The organism is Blautia fusiformis, assembly GCF_020686995.1.
GTDB lineage: Bacteria > Bacillota > Clostridia > Lachnospirales > Lachnospiraceae > Blautia_A > Blautia_A fusiformis.
This window is the reverse complement of sequence record NZ_JAJEPT010000007.1, coordinates 1-18,383: the sequence shown is the minus strand read 5'-3', so window position 1 is coordinate 18,383 and position 18,383 is coordinate 1. Positions and strand designations below refer to the sequence as shown.

General features: G+C 46.3%; 12 protein-coding genes and 1 pseudogene. 1 reads left to right on the top strand and 12 read right to left on the bottom strand.

Features of this window, described 5'->3' with window-relative positions; all coding sequences use genetic code 11:
* The 6 genes from cobT to LKD46_RS07580 all read right to left on the bottom strand — a co-directional run bounded on the left by cobT (position 1) and on the right by LKD46_RS07580 (position 9,497).
* The gene (cobT, locus tag LKD46_RS07605) at positions 1-1,053 is read right to left on the bottom strand and encodes a nicotinate-nucleotide--dimethylbenzimidazole phosphoribosyltransferase (protein WP_110102334.1); all 1,053 of its coding nucleotides are present in this window, start codon (positions 1,051-1,053) and stop codon (positions 1-3) included.
* Positions 1,053-1,481, bottom strand: coding sequence for a GtrA family protein (locus LKD46_RS07600; protein ID WP_110102193.1), 429 nt, complete (start codon positions 1,479-1,481; stop codon positions 1,053-1,055). The genes cobT and LKD46_RS07600 overlap by 1 nt, the downstream gene beginning before the upstream one ends.
* Positions 1,462-2,409, bottom strand: coding sequence for a glycosyltransferase family 2 protein (locus LKD46_RS07595; protein WP_015524751.1), 948 nt, complete (start codon positions 2,407-2,409; stop codon positions 1,462-1,464). The genes LKD46_RS07600 and LKD46_RS07595 overlap by 20 nt, the downstream gene beginning before the upstream one ends.
* Positions 2,406-5,180, bottom strand: coding sequence for a YfhO family protein (locus LKD46_RS07590; protein ID WP_110102191.1), 2,775 nt, complete (start codon positions 5,178-5,180; stop codon positions 2,406-2,408). The genes LKD46_RS07595 and LKD46_RS07590 overlap by 4 nt, the downstream gene beginning before the upstream one ends.
* Before the next feature lie 113 nt (positions 5,181-5,293).
* Positions 5,294-8,839: a pyruvate:ferredoxin (flavodoxin) oxidoreductase gene (nifJ, locus tag LKD46_RS07585; RefSeq protein WP_110102189.1), complete on the bottom strand. Its 3,546-nt coding sequence runs from the start codon at positions 8,837-8,839 to the stop codon at positions 5,294-5,296.
* A gap of 244 nt (positions 8,840-9,083) precedes the next feature.
* Positions 9,084-9,497, bottom strand: a complete 414-nt coding sequence (locus tag LKD46_RS07580; protein WP_015524747.1) for an RrF2 family transcriptional regulator — start codon at positions 9,495-9,497, stop codon at positions 9,084-9,086.
* Positions 9,498-9,838: 341 nt separating this feature from the next.
* Here LKD46_RS07580 and LKD46_RS07575 point away from each other — a divergent pair, with 341 nt between their 5' ends.
* Entirely contained in the window at positions 9,839-11,479 is a 1,641-nt protein-coding gene (locus LKD46_RS07575; protein WP_015524746.1) for an ABC-F family ATP-binding cassette domain-containing protein, read from the top strand.
* An 85-nt stretch (positions 11,480-11,564) separates the two neighbouring features.
* Here the strand turns inward: LKD46_RS07575 and ybaK are convergent, their stop codons facing one another.
* The 6 genes and pseudogenes from ybaK to LKD46_RS07545 all read right to left on the bottom strand — a co-directional run.
* Positions 11,565-12,044 carry a Cys-tRNA(Pro) deacylase gene (gene ybaK, locus LKD46_RS07570; protein ID WP_022426473.1) on the bottom strand — a complete coding sequence of 160 codons (480 nt, stop codon included), beginning with the start codon at positions 12,042-12,044 and terminating at the stop codon, positions 11,565-11,567.
* Positions 12,045-12,067: 23 nt separating this feature from the next.
* Entirely contained in the window at positions 12,068-13,330 is a 1,263-nt protein-coding gene (locus tag LKD46_RS07565) for a TMEM198/TM7SF3 family protein (RefSeq protein WP_118368372.1), read from the bottom strand.
* A gap of 49 nt (positions 13,331-13,379) precedes the next feature.
* Positions 13,380-14,588 carry a transglutaminase domain-containing protein gene (locus LKD46_RS07560; protein WP_227573977.1) on the bottom strand — a complete coding sequence of 403 codons (1,209 nt, stop codon included), beginning with the start codon at positions 14,586-14,588 and terminating at the stop codon, positions 13,380-13,382.
* Between the two features lie 85 nt (positions 14,589-14,673).
* Positions 14,674-16,698 carry an NlpC/P60 family protein gene (locus tag LKD46_RS07555; protein WP_110102185.1) on the bottom strand — a complete coding sequence of 675 codons (2,025 nt, stop codon included), beginning with the start codon at positions 16,696-16,698 and terminating at the stop codon, positions 14,674-14,676.
* A 263-nt stretch (positions 16,699-16,961) separates the two neighbouring features.
* Positions 16,962-17,558, bottom strand: a complete 597-nt coding sequence (locus LKD46_RS07550) for a zinc dependent phospholipase C family protein (RefSeq protein ID WP_022426477.1) — start codon at positions 17,556-17,558, stop codon at positions 16,962-16,964.
* A 189-nt stretch (positions 17,559-17,747) separates the two neighbouring features.
* Positions 17,748-18,383: pseudogene (locus tag LKD46_RS07545) on the bottom strand (hypothetical protein); the annotation flags it as partial.

Sequence of the window (18,383 nt, the reverse complement as noted above, 5' to 3'; positions counted from 1 at the left end):
TTATTTCAGCTCCTCGTACTGTTCTACATTGATATCACCAAAGGTACTCATGGAATTATATACTGCACAGGACAGATCCATCATCGGAAACAGTGCCACAGCTCCGGTTCCCTCGCCCAGGCACATGCCGGCGTGGATGATCGCTTCCTTGCCAAGCTCCTTCAAGAGCAGCTGTGCTGCAGGCTCTTTGGATACATGAGACGCAAGGATATGATCACTTACCTGCGGGCAGATCTTTACTGCGATCAGTGCAGATACGCAGGAAATAAATCCGTCCATGACAACCGGCATTCCAAGTGCTGCTCCTCCAATGAATACTCCTGCCATTCCTGCAATATCCAGTCCACCTACCTTTGCCAGGACGTCAATGGCATCTGAACGATCCGGATTATTCAGGGCGATCGCCTTTTTGATCGCATTGATCTTCCGGACAAGCCCTTCACTGGTCAATCCGGCACCACGTCCGGTCATATCTTCCACCGGTTTTCCGAGAAGCACAGCTGCTACCGCACTGCTGGTGGTAGTATTTCCGATGCCCATCTCGCCGGTTGCAAGAACCTGATAGCCTTTTTCCTTCAGCTCCTCTGCCATGGCAATTCCGGCTTCGATGCCACGGATCGCCTGATCTCTGGTCATTGCCGGCTCTCTGGTCATATTTCTGGTCCCATAAGCAACCTTAAGATCTGTACGGACCTTTGTATCTGTGACCATTCCCACATCTACAGGAAAAAGCTCTGCTCCACACTGACGGCACATCACACAGCAGGTAGTAGTCCCTTCCAGAAAATTCTCAGCCACAACAGCCGTCACTTCCTGTCCGGTCTGGGTCACCCCCTCTTCTACAACTCCGTTATCCGCGCACATGGCAACCACTGCTTTTTTTTCCACACGTACCTCCGGAGTACCTGTGATACCGGCGATCTGTGTCAGCATATTCTCCAGCTCTCCCAGAGAATGCAGGGGCTTTGCAATACTGTCCCATCTCTTTCTCGCCCCCTCCATAGCCTTTTCATCCAGAGGGCGGACTTTCTTCACTGCCTCATCCAAAGTCATCATTTGCTACCTCCAATCCTTTTACCTGTGGTAAAAATAATAAATTTACTAAAGATATAATTCAACGCCAGCACGATAAATTGTGTGCAGAATTTTGCAAACATATCCCGAAATCCCAGGATCTCCGCCAGAAGCCATACGCCACCTACCTCAATGACCATGGTCACCAGACGGGCACTTATAAATTTCAGAAAGGGCCGTATATGATCCCTCCATGTTTCACAGCGGTCATGAAATACAAATCTGGAATTCACAACATAGGCAAACAGGATCGCCAGGATGATCGACATGATGTTGGCACTCATCAGTGGAATTCCCATTGCCCTCATGATATAAAAGCTTAACAGATTTACGAGAGTCGTACAACCACCCCAGAAAATATAACGGATCACATCATTTTCATAGAATTTAAGGATCCACTTTTTCATTGGTATCTCCTCCTCGTATGATCTTTGATACGATATATCTTGGACGACGTTTTACTTCCTCATAGATCCTGGCGATATAATATCCGATGATCCCAAGGCTCATCATCACAGCACTTCCAATAAAAAGCATCACGATCAGAAGTGTGGTATAGCCTTCCACCGCATGCCCGGAAAAATACCGGACCAGAGAATAAACCAGAAGGAGCAGGGAGCACCCAAAGCAGCCCACAGCACCGGCTGTTACAAACTGCAGCGGAAGTGTTGTAAATGCCACGATATTCCGAAACGCATAGCTGATCAGCGTTCCTGCAGACCATTTGGATTCTCCGGCCTCACGCTCCTGCACCTCAAAAGGTACGGAGATGCTTTTGAAGCCTATCCAGGATGATGCCGCCCGGAAAAACATGCTGCGCTCAGGCATGGCGAGAACACTCTCCACCGCTTTCCTGTCCAGCAGCTTGAAGTCGGAAGCGTTTTCCATATCAAAGCCGGTGGCACGGGACATGATCCGATAGAAAAATCCGGCACTTTTTCTGTGAAAAAGAGTTTCTTTTCCCCGGTTTTTCTTGATGCCCTCCACAACCTCGTAGCCCTGCTTCCAGAGCCGGTACATTTCCAAGAGGATTTCCGGCGGATGCTGCAGGTCACAGTCCATCACTGCCACCGCATCTCCGCATGCCTGTGCAAGGCCGGCCACGATTGCTGCTTCTTTTCCGAAATTTCTGGAAAAATGCACACCTGTCACATTTTTATCTTCCCTGGATACTTTTTCTATGGCTGCCCAGGTCCCGTCAGAGGAACCGTCATCTACCAGGACCAGTTCATAACGGATCCCGGCCTGCCCCAGGAGCTCTCTGAGAGTCCGGCAGGTTTTCTCCACCATCGGTTCCTCGTTACAGGCAGGCAAAACTACCGATAATCGGCTCATTTCTCCTGTTTTCCCCTTTCTTTTTGTTTTCCCTTGCGCCGGTAAGATATTACGATCCCGGCAAACAGGATCAGGCCAAGCACCGTCAGTATCATTCCGGGCACAATATACGGTGTACAATATCTGAGTGCGATCGTATGCCTGCCTTTTTTTAATTCCAGTCCCATATACATACTGTTTGCTTGCACAAGTTCTGTTTTTTCTCCATCTACATAGGCGGTAAAGCCTGCGCTGTAGGGAATGGAAAATACCAGGATCTTATCGGAAGTGGTTGTGATATCTCCACGAATGCAATTTGTCTCCGTTTTGATATTCTGAAGACTTTCTTTTCCAAGCTCCTCTGTCTGTTCTTCAACAGAAGCCATGGGCTGACATACCACATACAGATCATCAAAGGTATATTCTCCCGGCATGGAGAATGTCAGTGTCATAGTTCCTGCAGAATAGTTTTTATATCCCATATTCAGAAGAAAATTATGTCTTCCGCTGTAGCCGTTGTATTTATCTGTAAAGATCCGGATAGTCTTGTCCACGGAGCCCAGCGAAACATCCACTGCTGATTCCTTGCTTTCTTTCCAGTAGCGCCAGTTATTGTCTTCATAACGCACAGTATTCTTCTCATATTCTGTCATGGAATCCCATTTTTTATCACTGACCACTGCACGTGGAGAATAGGCATTAAAATCCAGATTTTTTGCCACAAGATAAACCTCAGCCTCCGGCTCTCCCTGATATCCGATCTGTACGGTTGCTCCTTCTTTGGCCACAATGATCTTTCCGTCTTTGATCTTACAGCCTTTTCCTGCTTCCAGTGTAAAATCTGCTTTCTTATCGTCAAAGGTGAGGTCTGTCTCAGGAAGACTGCTGTCCTCCAGAACTGCCCCCTGCAGGAGCGCCTGCTGCTTTTCGGTCACGGAAAGCTTTTCATAGTTTTCTCTGGAGATCCAGGAATCATAGGTATAACCAAGAGGAAGGGAATCCTCGTCTTCGTAGATCCTGTATTTTTTTGTGACTGCTGCTTCACTGTCATAGCCGTATGGCAGATACCCATATCCGCTTTTTTTGATGGCAAAATATTTCACCGAGGCAAGACGATCCAGGATACTCCGTCCGTCCAGGCTGCTGTAATGATAATCCCAGGGGGTATTCAGATACATCTCATCAAAGAAACGGCTGATATTTCCATTGGCCACACTGAAATAATAGGAAGTACTGTTGGTTCCCATATACATTGCAGTGTTTACATAAGAGCCCGTTTTGTACTGATCATATCTGGTAACCGCTGAATCGTCCATTGACCGGATTGCTTTGTCCGGTCCGGACTGAAGCTTCTCCAGCGCCTGATCCTTTTCCTCAAATTCTGACAGATAATCTTTTTCGTAAGAATACTGGTATGAAACATTCAGAAGGATGCTTGTCACAAGCACGGCCACGATCATTCCACAGAGATATTTTCCCTGTGTAAATACGTTTCCGTAGGAAACCACTGTAAACACAGCCAGGACCAGCATCATCAGTGCCATGATATTGCGTTCCGTACGGGCGGATTCTGAAAACAGTGCCAGCACGCCATATATCAGCAGCATCACAAATATCCGTCGTTTTTCCCTGATGCCCAGCGTAAACAGTTCCGGATATGCCTGTACCAGGATATATGCGATCAGCATTCCATACGCCCAGATCCATCGGTTGGACACGTATGAAAATCCATTCAGTACATGACCTGCAAAGGGGATCAGCAAAAACAGATTCAGAAGCACAAAGCCCAGCTTCAGTCCCGTATATTTTTTCTTTTTGGAAAAGATCACAAACACGCCTGCCATTGCGACTGCGGAATATCCAGCAACTCCCCACTGGATCATATTTTCGCCGATCAGGCAGCCGAGATATTTTTCGTAGTAAATGCGGTCATATAACAGCGGCACATAATTCTGCGCCTGAAAGCGCTCTGTTCCAAACAGAGTCATGACCACAGGTAAAAAGATCAGTGCAGCGATCATAAGTGCGACCAGATAAAAGCCAGCAAATTTCAGGAACCACTGAAATACATCTTTTACTGAACGCTTGCGGAATATTCCAAAATACCGGAAAGCTGCATACAGCACCATAAAGATACTGATCATATAAAAGAAATAAAAATTAGACATTGCCGCTACAGCCGTCGCACAGATAAAAAAGTATGGCTTTTCTTTTTTGTAAATCTTTTCAATTCCCATAAGGACCAGCGGCAGATAGATCATGGGATTGGAAAAATATGGGTGCTTCATGGACGCATAAATGGTCCATCCTGCAAAAATATAAACAAGGCTTCCAAGAAATGTGGCCTGTTTGGGATTCTTGCGGTAAAAGCAGTAAATGCTGAATGTGATACCCGCCAGATAAATGCGGAGAAAGATCAGAATCTCATATAAGATCTCTGTGTCTTTTTCCGGTACAAAAACGGACAGTAAGGTCAGCGGATCACCGATCGCATAATAATGAAGTGTTGTAAGGATATCGGAACCGTATCCGATATGCATATCCCACATAGGAAGGGAAAGCTTATGCTCCGTCACCAGCGTCTGCAGAACATTCCGCAGATATTTTCCATAATAGGCCAATGCATTGATGTGCTGCGGAACACCGTCATGACTCCAGATCAGGGATTTTCCATTGAAATAAAAACAACTGTAAATAAACAGCGAGATCGCCGCAAAAACAATCGTATACAGAATATAAAAATCTGCTTTTTTCTCTTTCCGGGATTTCTCCTTCGAAAAAATTCTCTTCATATATGTCTCTCCTGTATATGAAAAAAGGCCTGCGGTGCGCTAAACACCGCAGGCCTGTCACCTAATGCTTAATCAGCAAGCACACTGTATAAACAGTAACTATTGATCAATAATTAGTCTTCTTTCTTATCTGCTCCGTAAAGAGTGATAAGTTTCTGCAGATACTCATATCTAGCCTGAGCCTCAGACTCGTTCTTAGCAAACAGTCTTGCAGCTTTCTCAGGATTCTGACGCTGCAGAGAATTGTAACGAACCTCACCGTTCAGGAAGTCCATATAGTTCTCCATATCCGGTGTCTTGGAATCAAGGCTGAACTTGTTCTCAGCAGCCGGGTTGAATCTGAAGTTGTGCCAGTATCCGCACTTAACTGCCAGCTCTTCCTCTGTCTGAGCTTTGCTCATACCTTTCTTGATACCATGGTTGATACATGGAGCGTAAGCGATGATCAGGGATGGTCCCGGATATGCCTCTGCCTCTGCGATTGCTTTTACAGTCTGGTTGAAGTCAGCACCCATGGAGATCTGTGCTACATATACATAGCCATAGCTCATTGCGATAGATGCCATATCTTTCTTCTTAGTCTCTTTTCCGCCTGCTGCGAACTGAGCGATCGCACCTGTCGGTGTAGATTTGGAAGACTGTCCGCCTGTGTTGGAGTAAACCTCTGTATCGAATACCATAACGTTGATGTCACGTCCGCTTGCAAGAACGTGGTCAACACCACCGAATCCGATATCGTAAGCCCATCCGTCACCACCGAAGATCCACTGGGATTTCTTGGAGAGGAAGTCTTTCTGTGCAAGGATCTCGTTAGCCTTGTCACATCCGCAAGCCTCAAGAGCTGCAACGAGTTTCTCTGTAGCTGCACCATTTGTTGCGCCTACAGCATAAGTATCCAGCCATTCCTGACCAGCTGCCTTAACATCCTCGTTTGTTCCGTTAGCTACAAGGTCTTCGATCTTCTCTTTCAGACCGCCACGGATCGCACGCTGTGCAAGAAGCATACCATAACCGAACTCTGCGTTATCCTCGAACAGAGAGTTTGACCATGCAGGTCCCTGTCCCTTAGCGTTTGTTGTGTATGGTGTAGATGGTGAAGAGTTACCCCAGATAGAGGAACATCCTGTAGCATTTGCAATGTACATTCTGTCACCAAAGAGCTGTGTGATCAGCTTAGCGTATGGTGTCTCACCACAACCTGCACAAGCGCCGGAGAACTCAAGGAGCGGCTGTTTGAACTGGCTGCCTTTTACAGTTGTCTCTTTATATTTAGCGATAACGTCTTCCTTCTGAGGAAGTGTTACACCGTAATCGAAGAATTTCTGCTCTTCTGTGTTAGCTTCAAGCGGAGCCATCTCAAGAGCTTTGTTGCCTTTCTTTCCTGGGCAGACATTTGCGCAGGAACCACATCCTGTACAGTCAAGAGCGGATACAGTCATTGTGAATGTATAGTCTTTCATTCCTGTAAGAGGAAGTGTCTTGATTCCCTCTGGAGCGTTAGCTGTCTCATCTGCTGTCATAGCAACCGGACGGATTGCAGCATGCGGGCAGACGTATGCACAGCGGTTACACTGGATACAGTTGTCCGGAACCCATACAGGAACGTTAACTGCGATACCACGTTTCTCATATGCAGCTGTTCCGGATGGTGTTGTACCATCTACATAATCCTTGAATGCAGATACTGGGAGGCTGTTACCTTCCTGAGCATTGATCTTGCACTGGATGTTGTTTACGAAGTCCTGAGCATCCTGAGCACCGTGGGATGCGTGAGACATGAAGAGTCCCTCGTCCTCAGCGTTCTTCCAGCTCTCCGGAACCTGAACCTCTACGACCTGTTTAGCACCGGCATCGATAGCTGCCCAGTTCTTCTTAACAACGTCATCACCTTTACGTCCGTAAGTAGCTTTAGCAGCAGCTTTCATAAGCTCGATAGCCTGCTCCTCAGGAATGATTCCTGTAAGTTTGAAGAATGCGGACTGAAGGATCGTGTTGATACGTGTTGGTCCCATGCCAGTCTCAATACCAATCTTAACACCATCGATGGTGTAGAATTTGATATTGTGGTTAGCGATGAAAGCTTTAACCTGTCCTGGAAGATGTTTCTCAAGTCCTTCCATATCCCAAGCACAGTTCAGAAGGAATGTACCTCCGTCAACAAGCTCCTGTACCATGTTATATTTGTTAACATAGGACGGATTATGACATGCAACGAAGTTTGCTTTGTGGATCAGGTATGTGGATTTGATCGGTTTCTTACCGAAACGAAGGTGAGACATTGTAACACCGCCGGACTTCTTGGAGTCATAATCGAAGTAAGCCTGAGCGTACATGTCTGTGTTATCACCGATGATCTTGATGGAGTTCTTGTTAGCACCTACAGTACCATCAGCTCCAAGTCCCCAGAACTTGCAGTTTGTTGTTCCCTCTGGTGTTGTAACAAGTGGTGCGCCTGTCTCAAGAGAAAGGTTTGTAACATCATCAACGATACCGATTGTGAATTTCTCTTTCTCAGTGTTCTCATATACTGCTACGATCTGTGCAGGTGTTGTATCTTTGGAACCAAGTCCGTAACGTCCTGTAAAGATCTTAACATCGCTAAACTTGCTGTCGCGAAGAGCTGCAACAACATCAAGATACAGAGGCTCGCCAAGAGCTCCTGGCTCTTTTGTTCTGTCAAGAACAGAGATCTGCTTAACTGTATCCGGGATTGCATCGATAAGAGCCTGTGCACAGAATGGTCTGTAAAGACGAACTTTAACAACACCGACTTTCTTGCCAGCTGCCATAAGGTAATCGATTGTCTCCTCGATGGTATCGTTTACGGAACCCATAGCTACGATGATGTGCTCAGCGTCAGCAGCTCCGTAGTAGTTGAACAGTTTGTAGTCTGTTCCGATCTTCTCGTTAACTTTGTCCATGTACTCCTGAACAACTGCCGGAAGAGCGTCATAATATGGATTACATGCCTCTCTTGCCTGGAAGAAGATATCCGGGTTCTGAGCGGAACCTCTCTGACATGGATGGTTCGGGTTCAGAGCACGGTTACGGAACTCTGCGATTGCGTCCATATCTGCCATATCTTTCAGATCTTCATAGTCCCATGTCTCGATCTTCTGGATCTCATGAGATGTACGGAATCCGTCGAAGAAGTTGATGAATGGAACTTTTCCTTTGATTGCTGCAAGATGAGCAACCGGTGTAAGGTCCATAACCTCCTGTACAGAAGACTCACAAAGCATTGCACATCCAGTCTGACGACAGGCCATAACGTCGGAATGGTCACCGAAAATACAAAGTGCGTGGGAAGCAAGTGCACGGGCAGATACGTTGATAACTCCCGGAAGCTGCTCACCAGCGATCTTGTAAAGGTTCGGGATCATAAGCAGAAGACCCTGGGAAGCTGTGTAGGTTGTAGTCAGGGCACCTGCTGCCAGAGAACCGTGAACGGCACCTGCTGCACCTGCCTCAGACTGCATCTCTGTAACCTGTACTTCCTGTCCAAAGATGTTCTTTCTTCCCTGAGTTGCCCACTCGTCTGTAGCCTCAGCCATTACAGATGAAGGGGTAATCGGGTAAATAGCAGCTACATCAGAAAAAGCGTATGATGCATGAGCGGCTGCATGGTTACCATCCATGGTTTTCATCTTTCTTGCCATTGTTTTTTCCTCCTTAAAGGTTTGTTAAAAAATATATTATTTAGGCTTATGAAGGCCTAAAATTCCATTGGTTATTATATCATAGATTCCCAGTTATGTCCATTTTCTTTCATTGTTTTTTGTATATTATCCTGTACAAACGCCGTTATCTTTTTCACAAATAAAAAAGAGCTGTTCGGAATTTTTCCTCTCCAAACTGCTCTCCTTATCATCTCATACGCTTATCCCAACTCACATCCGGGAATCACTTCTCCTCTTTTCCGAAAAGATCCTTCATGGATTTCCGACGGAGCATTGTCCACAGCTGATCCTGGATCTCCTGAAGCTCATCATGTGCATGGCAGGGAACTCCGTCCTGTCCGTTCCTTGGACACTGATATGTGCCGTTCAGGCACTCAATGATGGACATATCCGGATCGATCGCACTGTATATCTCATATAATGACAGTTCTTCCGGATCTCTCTTCAGCGCGTAACCGCCATGAACTCCGCGGTATCCTTCCACGAGCCCTGCATTCTGAAGCTTCTTCAGTATCTTGTATGCAAAGGGTGCTGTGATCGATTCCCTCTCACAGATCTCGCTGACGCTCAAACGCGGCTCCCACATCAATGCGCGGATAACCCGCATCGCATAATCGCTTTCTCTGGTGATAAACATTTTTAACCTCTCTTCTGTTCAACTAAGCTGCTGATTTATGATAGTTTCCGCATTCCATCCGATCTGCCACGTTCCTGGGTGTTTCTGATGTGCCAGAGAGCCGGATATCCATATCCCCGGAATACTTCATTACCACATACGACAGTATAACCCATTTTTTTATATAATAAAAGGTTATTATTTTCCTGTGATTCATAGTAATCCCCTGTTTTTCCTTTATTTAGCCGAAAAAAGGAAAATACAGCTTGCAAATTTTTCAGTTTACGGTACAATAGGAAACGATTGTAATGCTTTCGTATGTAATTGAAACGATATTTATTTAATGAAAAAAGAGGTATGATATGATTTCAGCAAATAACATCACACTGCGCGTTGGAAAAAAAGCGCTGTTTGAAGACGTTAACATCAAATTTACAGAGGGTAACTGTTATGGATTGATCGGCGCCAACGGCGCAGGAAAATCTACATTCCTCAAAATCCTTTCCGGTCAGCTTGAGCCTACCAAGGGCGACATTGTGATCACCCCCGGTCAGAGACTTTCTTTCCTGCAGCAGGATCACTTCAAATATGATGCTTATCCGGTTCTAGATACTGTCATCATGGGTAATGAAAGACTCTATCAGATCATGAAAGAGAAAGAAGCCATTTACGCAAAGGAAGATTTCACAGACGAAGATGGCATCCGTGCCAGCGAGCTTGAGGGTGAGTTTGCAGAGATGAACGGATGGGAAGCAGAGTCCGATGCTGCTACTCTTCTCAACGGTCTCGGAGTCGACACTGAGTTCCACTATACACAGATGGCAGACCTTACCGGTAGTATGAAGGTCAAGGTTCTTCTTGCACAGGCTCTTTTCGGAAATCCTGATATCCTTCTTCTTGATGAGCCGACCAACCACCTGGATCTTCCTGCTATCGAATGGCTGGAGGAGTTCCTGATCAATTTTGACAATACGGTTATCGTAGTATCCCATGACCGTTATTTCCTGAACAAGGTCTGCACACATACTGCTGATATCGATTATGGCAAGATCCAGCTTTATGCCGGAAACTATGACTTCTGGTTTGAATCCAGCCAGCTTCTGATCAAGCAGATGAAAGAGGCCAACAAAAAGAAAGAGGAGAAGATCAAAGAGCTCCAGGAGTTCATCTCCCGTTTCAGCGCCAATGCTTCCAAATCCAAGCAGGCGACTTCCAGAAAGCGTGCCCTGGAAAAGATCCAGCTGGATGACATGCGTCCTTCCAGCCGTAAATATCCATACATCGACTTCCGCCCGAACCGTGAGATCGGAAACGAGGTCCTCATGGTGGAAAATCTGTCCAAGACCATTGATGGAGTAAAGGTTCTGGACGACATTTCCTTCACTCTTGGTCGTGAAGATAAGGTTGCCTTTGTGGGCGCCAACGAGCAGGCCATCACAACCTTCTTCAAGATCCTTACAGGTGAAATGGAGCCGGATGAAGGAAATTACAAATGGGGCGTTACCACTTCCCAGGCATATTTCCCGAAGGATAACACACAGGAATTCGATAACGACCTTACTATCACCGACTGGCTGACACAGTACTCCGAGATCAAGGACGCAACCTACGTCCGTGGATTCCTTGGCCGTATGCTTTTCCCTGGTGAGGATGGTGTAAAACGTGTCCGTGTTCTTTCCGGTGGTGAAAAAGTTCGCTGTCTTCTTTCCAAGATGATGATCTCCGGTGCCAATATCCTGATCCTGGATGAGCCAACCAACCATCTGGATATGGAGTCTATCACAGCACTGAACAACGGACTGATCAAATTCCCGGGAGTGATCCTTTTCACCTCACACGATCACCAGTTTGTACAGACAACTGCAAACCGCATCATGGAGATCCTTCCTAACGGCAAGCTGGTAGACAAGATCACCACTTACGACGAGTATCTTGCCAGCGACGAAATGGCCAAGAAGCGTCACGTATTCCAGGTTAACGAAGAGGACGCACAGGATAACTAAATCCCATGCTTCTGTAACAAAAAATCTCCCCTGCTTCCGCCTTTACAGGCAGTCAGGGGAGTTTTTTTATCTGTTTTATATGCGCTTACTCCATGGTGATCGGAGCAAGCTTGCCCTGTGTTACATCCAGAAGATCTTTAAGCGGTACCTTCAGGGTAAGGCCTACTCTTCCACCACTTACATAGATCTCATCAAAGTTTTCGGCAGACTGGTCAAACACCACCGGATAATTTTTTTTCATTCCAAGAGGGCTGCAGCCTCCGCGGATATAGCCCGTGATCTTTGTAAGATCCTTTACATGGATCATATCTACTGTTTTTTCGCCTACAGACTTTGCGGCTGCCTTACGGTCCACCTCTTTCTCGATCGGAACTACAAACACATAGTAGCCGCCGCTTTTCCCTTCCATGACCAGGGTCTTAAAGGACTGATCATGAGGGGCTCCTGTGATGTCTGCACAGTGGATCCCATCTATGAACTCTCCACAGTCATATGCGATTGCTTCATATTTTACTTTTTTTCGATCCAGCATTCTCATCGCGTTTGTTTTGGCTTCTTTTCCCATTTCTGTCACTCCTCGGATTTTTCTCAGTTGTCTTTCCACTCATCAAGCTCATCCAGATCCTCATCATTCATCAGATCCGGGTCATTCCTGTAATTTCCATATTCTTCCTGCTCATCAAAATCCGCCATATTTTCAATATCCATCCGGCGTCTTTTCTGCTGCAGTTTTTCAAAATCTTCATAGCTGTCCCTGTTTTCCGGCTCATCAAAGCGATCATATTCTTCATGATCCTCCGGATCTGCATAGCGGGATCTGCTTCCCGTTCCTGCATTCCTTCGTTCCCTGGTGCTGCTGCTCTGGCTGTATCTGCGGCCTCTTCTGTCATCCGAAGCATAATTTCTGCCGGAGGTTCTGTTTCTGCCGGAGGTTTCGGAAGTGCTTCTTCTTTCAGTGTAACCACTTTTGCTGTTTCTTTCGCTTCCGGATCTCTTTCGGCTGTCTGCATAATTTCTTTCTCTTCTGTCAGAGTTGTATTCTTCTCTGTCAGATGATCTGCGGGAACGTCTTTCACCCCGGCTTTCCCGGTCATCGTCTGCCCGGTTTTCGGATATATATCTGCGATCGTCCCTGTTACGGTCAGAGGTGTATTCACGGCCGTTTCCTCTACGGTCCCTTCCTGCCGGCTTCCTGGTCTCCTCCGGCAGAGCTCCACCGTCGTCATCCTCTTCGTCATCGTCCTCGTCCTCATCGTATCGGTCTTTGTTGATGGCGAACTGGATCAGCATACCAAGGATCACAATTCCCGCTGCCATACCGACGCCATATGGAAACTGCGCCAGCCCTGCGATCTTTGCAATGGATAATCCTGCCAGAACACCACCCAGTATACTGGTTCCGACAATGATCACGCCTTTCGCGTAACGCATGGCAAGTACTCCCAGTCCCACGCCGATAAGGATGCACAGGAAAAAGGAAAAGGAACTGGTCGGATGGATCAGATAGATACTCAATGTTATTCCGATACCAAATCCCAGTACAAAGATTCCTGCCCTGTAGATCAAAAACGAAACAACAGCCAGTACGATTCCAAGTCCCGCCATTGCACCTACGATCACCATTTTATCCTGAACACCGGACATATAGGTCACACCAAAACCGGCACCTGCTCCGATGATAAATCCAAAGATCATCATCCAGAACCGGAGGATACGATATCCCAGGATACAGTTCAAAAGCCCGAAGACACAGAGCACTCCGTATACGATCACCATCAGCTGGCTGATCTGTTCCATACCTCCTGCTCTCTGCAGTATGTCAAATCCTCTTGACAACATATCCATATTCATAACTTACTCCTCTCTTTCCAAAACCTCCGGAAATCCTCCCAAAGATGTTTCAGAAAATAAAATATATGGTATAAAAATTATCCATCACTCCATAATGATACTCCACCTGACCAAGTCCGTGAAGTTTCATATAATACTGTGCCACATTCTGTACCACGCCATCATCCAGCAGTTCCTGGCAGGCTTCGGAAAAAGCTTCCTGACCGCCAAACTTGAAACGCACAACAGCCGCGCCATTATCCAGTCTCATCTTACAATAATCATATATATCCTGCCAGCTGTAATCTTCAAAGTACCCCTGGTTCAGCACATAAAAATCCAGATCCTTCGCAGTACATGCCGGAACTGTCAGTTCTTCCGATGGTGTATAGGTTTTTTCATATTCTTCCGGGAAAGGGCAGAGATAATCGTAAATGATCGTCTTATGCTCTTCCAGCTGTGCGGCATCTCCATTTAGAAAATCCGGCTGATCCCCATTGGTAGCATCTACATAATAATACTCCTGGCCAATTTTTACAATATCCCATGCATGACCCTCTGTACTTCCTTTTGTGCTTCCGTCCACATAAATACAGGGAATATCCAGCCTTTCCAGAAGATACTGGACAGCTCCTGCATATCCGGCACAGACTGCGGATTTTTTCCAGAAAACACCTGCTATGCTCTGATCATCCTCCCCTGTCTGATACTGGGTATGGTCAATCACATACGTATAAACAATGCGTACCTTCTCGTAGTCACCGGCATCCTCCGGGATCAGGGCTCTGACCTCCTGAAAGCTCTGCTCCATCGCCGTCTGTATCTCATCGATCTCGCCGTCTGTATAAGTATAGCCCGGAGTAAAAACGCAGTAATCACTGTCTGAATACGTAGTTTTGTAGATTTTTTCACGATTGTGGACCCAGAATATCTCCGGGTGGTCTTTCAATACTGCATGATAGCTTCTGTCAATACTGTCATCATCGGAGATTGTCAGATAAAACTCCTTTTCCCGGGCACGGATTCCTTTCAGCAGCTCCCGATATACTCTCTGCTCTTCTTCCGTAAGCTGTTTGAAATAATATTCCTGATGCCCTTCTTCGCTCTGGGCAACCTCCATCTGACGCAGTTCCTCTACTTCCTTTGGTTCGCCTGAAATAATGCTCTTTGCTATGGAGCAGATCTGATCCAGTGCCTCTGCCGAAGCGCTAAAGGGCTGAAGGATCACTGCAGCTGTAAGCACTGCGGCTGCCATGGGGCAGAAATTTCTTTTTTTCATAATATCATGTCCTATGTCTGAAGCAGCGATTGTAAGAAAGGGCAGCCTCCCGTGGGAGACTGCCCTTATCTTCAATCGCTGTCCCTTAGTTTTCCATTTCCAGTGTTTCTACATCATCATCAAATGTATCCACTGCATCGTCCATGGTCTCCTGATCCAGAGTCAGCGTCTCAACTTCATCTTCTTCCTCATCCTCCTGCAAAGCCTTATTCTTAAAATCTGCAAGAAGGTCACTGGAAACAGTATCACCGGATGCCAGTGCATCCTTCAGTGCATCAGATCTAACCACATCCGTGAGGAGCTTTTCTGCACTCTCCTCTGTCAGAACATCATTCTCTGTAGCTGTGGTCTCATTTTCCTCCGCTGTTGTATCCTGATAGAAGGATGGCTTTCTGATATAACGGAAGCTTGCACTGTATGCCTCACCAACCGTTACACCATTCTTGCTTGAGGAACAATGTACTGCGATCCAGTCGCCGGAATCCGTCTTTCCGCACAGGATACCAACGTGGTTGTTGCTTCCTGCTTCCGGTCCTCTCTGGAATACCAGATCTCCTGGCTGTGCATCTGCTTCGCTGACAACACCGGCCTTCTCCCACTGGTCAGAGGTTCCGTCTCCAACTGCTGCCTGCATTCCCTGATCCTTATATCCATTGATCACTGCCCAGGTAACAAAGCCGCTGCAGTCCAGACCATATGCACGGAGCGTACCGGAGCTTCTGCTGCCGTCTGCAGATACCTTCTCAACGGAGCCCCAGCTTGGATCTTCTCCGATCACCGTAGATTTACCGCCCCAGAAATATCCGACCTTACCAACCAGTGAATACGCTGCGGTGATAACATCTACACGATCCTCAGAAACATTGTCTCCCACACTTTCACGGACAAAGCCTTTGGATGCGGTAACTACCGCACAGAGAAGCTTACAGTCTGTTTCCACATATTTCTTAAGGACGCTTCTGTCTTCCTTTGCAATATTGTTCTTCTTGATGTAGTAGTTGATCTTACGATTTCCGTAGGATATCTTGGTAATATCCTGCTTGTCCCTGACGATGGGGTTCATCTCCGCAAAGATCCTTGCCAGATCATCCTTGCAGGATGCATCCAATGTAAATGACGTTGCTCCTGCTTTGCTCTTTTCGTAAATATAAACAGCAAGGATATCCTGCCAGTTTCTTACCAGAAGTGTATTCTCCGTATCGGTAAGCTTGTTCTTCTCTTTATATTCTCTTTCGATCTCTTCCATTACAGAAGCAAAATCATCGGAGAAGGACAGATGATAATTGCTCTTAAGACTATCCAGATAAAAATCCTTGCCCGCATGGAGATTGGATACCATATTTGTCACATAAACAGGATCTCCGATCTGTGTTGCTGTGGCGTTATTTCCATCTGTGATCTCTGTATTCTTGTTATCTTCCGTGCTGCTATCATCTTTTTTGTTATCTTTTTTGTTGCCTTTTTTGTTATCACTGTCGTTCTTGTCGACAGCTGCAAGCTTGGCTTCTGCCTCAGTCAGGATCTTATAATTCGTAACCTTGGCCTTTTCTGTATTAGACAGTGCCTCATAAGCTGCACGTACGCTATCTATCTCCGCTTTATCTGCTGCTGTGATCGTTCTGCCTGCCAGTGCTTTGATCTTCCGGATCACCGCCTGTACCTTTGCAGAGTCATCCCTGGCCGGTGTTGCCGTCGGTGCAGGTGTTGCGGTTGGCTCCGGCGTTGCCGTTGGTGCAGGTGTCGCTGTCGGTTCCGGTGTTGCCGTTGGTGCAGGTGTCGCTGTCGGCTCCGGTGTTCCCGTCGGCGCAGGTGTTGCAGTTGGCTCCGGTGTTTCCGTCGGCGCAGGTGCCGGTGTATCTGTTGGCTCCGGCGCTGTAGTTGGTTCCGGGTCAGGTGCAGCAGTTATTTCCGGTTCCGGTGCAGCTGTCGGCACCGGTTCTGTCGGAACTTCTGGTTCCGGTTCACTTACCTCGCTCCCGTCTCCTGAAACACCTTCCTCAGCAACAACATTATCTGCTTCCTCGGCGGCTTTTACTCCGGTTGGAACTGCCAGTACCATAGCTGATAACATCGTGATGCAAAAAAACTTATTCAGGTACTTGTTCTTCATATTTATTAAGATGCTCCCTTCTTTCCTTGAACATCCCTTTACTTCCCCTATAATAAAGGTCTGCCTTAAACCGTTTGATAACTTAAAGTTTAATTCAATTTATTTTAGCATACGAAAATCGTGAAATCAACTGTTCTGGTAGGATATCTCCTTCAATTCATCTATTTTTCACTTTTTATTCACATTTTTGTAAGATTTTTTAGAGTTTACCATAACGTAAAAAAGCCACAGTGCTCTCACACACTGCGGCTTTTTATATACTGTCAGACAGTCACTGCCGGCTGTCCGCCCATATGAAACTGTTTTCTGACACAGAGCTGAAAAATCCCCTGTACAACCTGATAGCACACCCGAAGGATAAAACGGATGTCATCGGCAATGCACCGCGGGCTTTCCAGATAATATGCATGACGCTCACGGATATATTCCACAAGTTCCTCAAAGCTTTCAAACTGCTTCGCTTCTTCCAGCTGGCTGTCTGCTGCGCCGCTGAGGATACATTCTCTCAGGCGGTTCTTCAGCTCAGCTTCATAAGAATTATGTGCTGCAAGATTTCCTTTGTATGTTTTGTTATGAGGAAAAGTAAAATAATCAGCCATATAATGCATGACCTCACCGAATCTTCTCCAGTATACTCTGGCATTCTCTTCCTCCGGGTTCTTCTCGACAAGCGCCCTCATCTTATTCTGGAGGTGATCGAATGTTCCGAAAAACTCATGTCTGGTGGTGAGAAACGATGGTTTCAGATCAGGCATGATATTGCCCAGGCAAAACGCTTTTCTGTGCTGCTGGAGACTGTACACCTCAGACATCTGGTCAGCCAGGTATCTGCCTAACAGTATATGTGATTTTTTACGCAATTTTTTCCCTCTTCCTTCTTTCCTGATCCAGATCCTGACCGGTCAACAGTAATTTGGTTCCGCCCGGTCCTCTTCTGGGATCCATAAATCATCCGTTTACCGGAACCAACTTTACTATAGCACTGTTTTTTCAAATAATCAAATAAAGATTATGTAAATTTTAATCCAGATCAAAAAGCTGCCGCTGCTTCAGATCAATAGATGCCCAGACGGTACTTGTCTTCGATTCTCCGCAAAGATAAACCGTGCTGGAAACCTGAGCAGCATATATAATTCACTTTTTGTTCCAATCCCTCCGTCAAGTCCAACACTGTTGTGCGCAGCTTCAACCAGGGTCTTTGCCCTATCTTCAGTAACTCCTCTGCCACGCATCTTTTTATCATGCCAGATCTTTCGGATCCCATTTACTCCAAGTGCGATCACATCTTTTGGCAATGGTGCTTTTTCAAGCACTGTCAGGCCGCTTATTGCATCAAATCGTGTGTATAATCCCAGATATTCCGGGAAATGTATTGCAAGCCATCTCTGAATCCTGTTTGCAGATATGTTGTGCTGCTTCATGATCCCGTCACGGCTGTATACCAGGTCTCTTATCAGAACTGCAATCTTTTTATTCTCAGTCTTAAGTGTCTCTGCCCAAAGGCTGAAAGAATTGAACCCTTCCAGATCGTTATGAAAAGAAAAAATACGTTTTGTAAGTTCGCGTCCTCTGTTATCAAAAGCTCTTGCATAATGTATCTGGCTTCCGATATCAACTCCGACAACCATTGTTGAATCTGTTACTTGCTCAATCTTTTCATTCTGTGTATAATTCATTTGGAACCT